Below are 4,127 nucleotides of genomic sequence, written 5' to 3' on the forward strand. Positions count from 1 at the left end.
GGGAGGGCCAGGAGGGGTCGCCGACCCAGCCGCCGCGCAGCTGAGGGTAGGCCGTCGCCGGCGGGTGCGAGTCGCTGATCCAGGAGCGGAGCTTCGGCTCGGCCATGATTCCCGTGTCGACGCCCTTGAGGTGCTGGTCCCACCAGCGCAGCGTCTCCTGGAGGAAGCCGATCGCCGGGCCCGGCGGCAGGCCCCGGTCGGGGTACTGGTGCGGCCACGGCCCGATCAGGCCCCGCACCCGGTCGTCGGGGAGGTGTTCGACCAGGCGCAGGACCGTGTCCCGGTGCGGGTCGTGCCAGCCGCCCACCGCGAGGACCGCGGCGCCGATCGCGGAGCACTCCTCGCGGACGCTGCCGCGGCGCCAGTAGTCGTCGCGGGTCTGGTGGTCCAGCCAGGTGTGGATGGGGGGCTCGACGGCCGCCAGGCGCGCCAGCCACATCTCGCGCCACGCGTCGCCCACGTGGTACGGATCCGGCGGGCGGCATACGGAGGCGAGCGTCGTCGCCGCCCAGGCGTGCATGCCCGCCGCGAGGACGGAACCACCCATGTAGTGCCCGTCGTTGTCATAGCGGTCGTCCGCCGAGCAGACCGCGACGACCGCCTTGAGCGGCTCGGGCGCGAGGGCCGCGATCCGCAGGGAGTCGAAGCCGCCCCAGGAGATGCCGAACATGCCGACTTTCCCGGTCGACCAGTCCCGCCCGGCCAGCCAGTTCACCACCTCGACGCCGTCGGCCGCCCCCTGCCCGGAGTGCTCGTCGGCGGGCAGGCCCTCGCTGTTGCCATGCCCGCGGACGTCGACGCGCACGGACGCGTAGCCGTGGCCCGCGTACCAGGGGTGGCGCTGCCAGTCGCGCGGTGCCGTCCAGTCGCTGAGGCGGGAGGGCAGATATTCGAGGAGTACGGGCACGGGCTCGTCGGTCACCGGACGCCACACGCGCGCGGAGAGCGTGGTCCCGTCGGCGAGGGGTACGCGAAAGTCCTCGTGCGTCGTCTCGTACGGGAAATCGGAGTCGGACCGGATCTTCGGGTGCGTCATGGGGAGACCTCGTACTCGGCAGTAGTACGGGACAAAGCGGCTTCTCCCGGTCGTTGCGTGCCCAGTGGTGCGGACAGGGCTTCTCGGTCGTATGGGCTGATCAAGAACATACCGGTGGTGATCGCAGGTCGCCCGGCCGCGTTTGTGCGGGCAGGTGCTCGCTGTGATCGAAAGGCGACCGGATACGCTGACTTGAGTGATGGCAGCGACACATCGACAAACCGTGTCATCGACCGAGATCCAATGATCGACCGAGTTCGCCATGTGATCGTCAGCAGACAGGAGAACCTCTCGTGACCGTCGTCGGGCCTTTTGGGCTGAGCGTGCGGGACCAGGCTCTCGAAGCCGATGTCCAGGCAGGGTTGGCGGCTGTCGAGGAGGGCCTCCTGGAGGCCACCAAGAGCGAGGTCCCCTTCATCACGGAAGCCGCCCAGCACCTCGTGCGCGCCGGGGGGAAGCGTTTCCGCCCGCTGCTCGTGATGCTCGCCTCCCAGTTCGGCGACCCGTACGCGCCGGGGATCGTGCCCTCCGCCGTGGTCGTCGAGCTGACGCACCTCGCGACGCTCTACCACGACGACGTGATGGACGAGGCGGATGTGCGCCGCGGCGTCGAGAGCGCCAACCAGCGCTGGGGCAACTCCGTGGCCGTGCTGACCGGCGACTTCCTCTTCGCCCGCGCCTCCTACATCCTGGCCGACCTCGGCCCGGAGGCCGTCCGCATCCAGGCGGAGGCGTTCGAACGCCTGGTGACCGGCCAGATCCTGGAGACCGCGGGGCCCAGCGAGGGGCGCGACCCGGTCGACCACTACCTCGACGTGCTCGGCGGCAAGACCGGCTCGCTGGTCGCCGTCGCCTGCCGGTTCGGCGCGATGATGTCCGGCGCCGACGAGACGGTCGTGGACGTCCTGACGCAGTACGGCGAGCGGCTCGGTGTCGCCTTCCAGCTCGCCGACGACGTGCTAGACATCGCCTCCGACTCGCACGAGTCCGGCAAGACGCCGGGCACGGACCTGCGCGAGGGCATCCCCACGCTGCCGGTCCTGCGCCTGCGCGAGCGTGTGGCGCGGCTCGGCCTGCCCGAGGACATCGCCCTGAGCGAGCTGCTCGCCTCCGACCTCACCGACGACGCCCGGCACGCCGAGGCGCTCTCCCTGCTGCGCGCGCACCCCGCCCTTGAGCAGGCCCGCCGGGACACCGTGCGGTACGCGGAGGAGGCGCGGGCCGCGCTGGCGCCGCTGCCGGAGTGCGACGCGAAGATCTCGCTGGTGGAGCTCTGCGACCTGGTGGTGCACCGGGCCGGCTGAGTGATCAGGGCAGGCTGAGTGCTCGGAGCCGGCTGGGCCGACTGGGCCGACCGGCCCAACCGGCACTGACGATCGGCGGCGTCACCCCCTACGGGTCGGGGGAGGCGCCGCCGCTTCATGTCATCCCTGGGCAGTACGTGGAGTTGAGCCCGGGGTCTGACGCTTTCGGCCCGCCGATTTGGTCGGATAGAACCCAGCAGGGACCACCACTCCTGACCAATTCGGGTGAGAATGGCGGCGCGGGGTGGACGAAGGCACGTACGCATGTATGCACGTACAGGGACGTACAGCACGTACAGGGAAGGCCGCCGCCGACCACGGAGGTAGGGCACACAATGGCACCGTACGAACCGGAACAGGACACCAGTGAGGCCGGGGAGCCGCGCGTCGGCCGCCGCAAGGCGGCCCGTTACGCGGTCCCGGTCGCGGTGGCGGGGGTGGCGGCGGCGACCATCGGGCTCGTCCCGGCGCTCGCCACCTCGGGCGACCCGGAGCTGCCGAAGGTCACCGCTCAGGAACTCGTCGAGAAGATCGCCGCGTCGGACACGCAGCGGCTCTCCGGCAACGTCAAGATCAGTACGGATCTGGGTCTGCCGTCGATGGGCGGCATGGCGGGCGGTCTCGCCGGCGGTGGCGGCGCGGGCCGCGACGGCGAGGGCTCGGCCGCCGACCCCAAGGCCAAGCTGATGGAGCTGGCCTCGGGCACGCACACGCTGCGGGTCGCGGCCGATGGCCCCGACAAGCAGAAGGTGTCCGTCCTCGACGACGCCGCCGAGTACAGCCTGATCCACAACGGCGACGAGGTGTGGGCGTACGACAGCGCGTCGAACGAGGCGTACCACGCGAAGGCGCCCGAGGACGCGAAGGACTCCCGGGGCTCGAAGGACTCCGGCCTCCCGAAGGGCGCGGCCGAGGATCTGCCCGCCACGCCCAAGGAGTTCGCCGAGCAGGCGCTGAAGGCCGTCGACGGCACGACGTCGGTGAAGGTCGACGGGACCGCGCAGGTCGCGGGCCGTGACGCGTACCGCCTGGTCATCAAGCCGAAGCAGACCGGTTCCACGATCGGTCAGATCACGGTCGCCGTGGACGCGAAGACGGGTACGCCGCTCAAGTTCACCCTGACCCCGGCCTCCGGGGGCGCGGCGGTGATCGACGTGGGCTTCACGAAGGTCGACTTCGGGAAGCCGTCGGCGGACACGTTCGACTTCGCGCCGCCCAAGGGCGCGAAGGTCACCGAGGCCGAGGAGCACGCCGGGGACGGCCGTGACGCCGAGGACAGGAACAAGGGCGGCAAGGAGTTCAAGGAAGAGGACCTGAACGACCTGAAGGTCATCGGCGAGGGCTGGAACGCGATCGCCGAACTGAAGCTGCCGGGCGGCAAGGGCCTGCCGACGGCCGGTTCGGGCGATGTCCCGCCGGACGCGCAGAAGCTGCTGGACTCGCTGGGCGACCAGGTCAGCGGCAAGTTCGGCTCCGGCACGGTCTTCTCGACCCGCCTGGTCAACGCCCTCGTCACCGACGACGGCACGGTGTACGCGGGTGCGGTCACGAAGGACGCGCTGGTCAAGGCGGCGAACGCGGCCCACTAGGCGTGGGGCCTGAGCGGTCTTTCTCGGTGCCGCCGGGTGGCGGCACCGAGGAACACCGAATGCCGGAAGCCGAGCGCCGGGAGCCGGGCGTCGGGAGCCGAACGCCGGGAGTCGGGTGACAGGAGGAAGCGGTGCCGGACACCATCGGGGGACGGTCCACGCCGGGCGAGGCGCTCGGCGGGTGCGTGGGCGGGGACC

Annotated in this window: 4 protein-coding genes; 2 read left to right on the forward strand and 2 right to left on the reverse strand. The window is 71.2% G+C overall.

Annotated features, from left to right (window positions below):
• Positions 1 to 1,036, reverse strand: a 1,036-nt coding sequence (locus GKQ77_RS28770; protein ID WP_219691902.1) for a CocE/NonD family hydrolase, incomplete at its 3' end; no start/stop codon positions are given.
• A 293-nt stretch (positions 1,037 to 1,329) separates the two neighbouring features.
• Between GKQ77_RS28770 and GKQ77_RS28775 the strand changes: the two genes are divergently transcribed.
• Positions 1,330 to 2,340, forward strand: a complete 1,011-nt coding sequence (locus GKQ77_RS28775) for a polyprenyl synthetase family protein (RefSeq protein WP_219691904.1) — start codon at positions 1,330 to 1,332, stop codon at positions 2,338 to 2,340.
• Between the two features lie 335 nt (positions 2,341 to 2,675).
• Positions 2,676 to 3,929: a LolA family protein gene (locus tag GKQ77_RS28780; RefSeq protein ID WP_219691906.1), complete on the forward strand. Its 1,254-nt coding sequence runs from the start codon at positions 2,676 to 2,678 to the stop codon at positions 3,927 to 3,929.
• Here the strand turns inward: GKQ77_RS28780 and GKQ77_RS28785 are convergent.
• A partial coding sequence (locus GKQ77_RS28785) for a hypothetical protein (RefSeq protein ID WP_219691909.1) occupies positions 3,926 to 4,127 on the reverse strand: 202 nt, incomplete at its 5' end. The genes GKQ77_RS28780 and GKQ77_RS28785 overlap by 4 nt on opposite strands.

The organism is Streptomyces anatolicus (assembly GCF_019400875.1).
Classification (GTDB): domain Bacteria; phylum Actinomycetota; class Actinomycetes; order Streptomycetales; family Streptomycetaceae; genus Streptomyces; species Streptomyces anatolicus.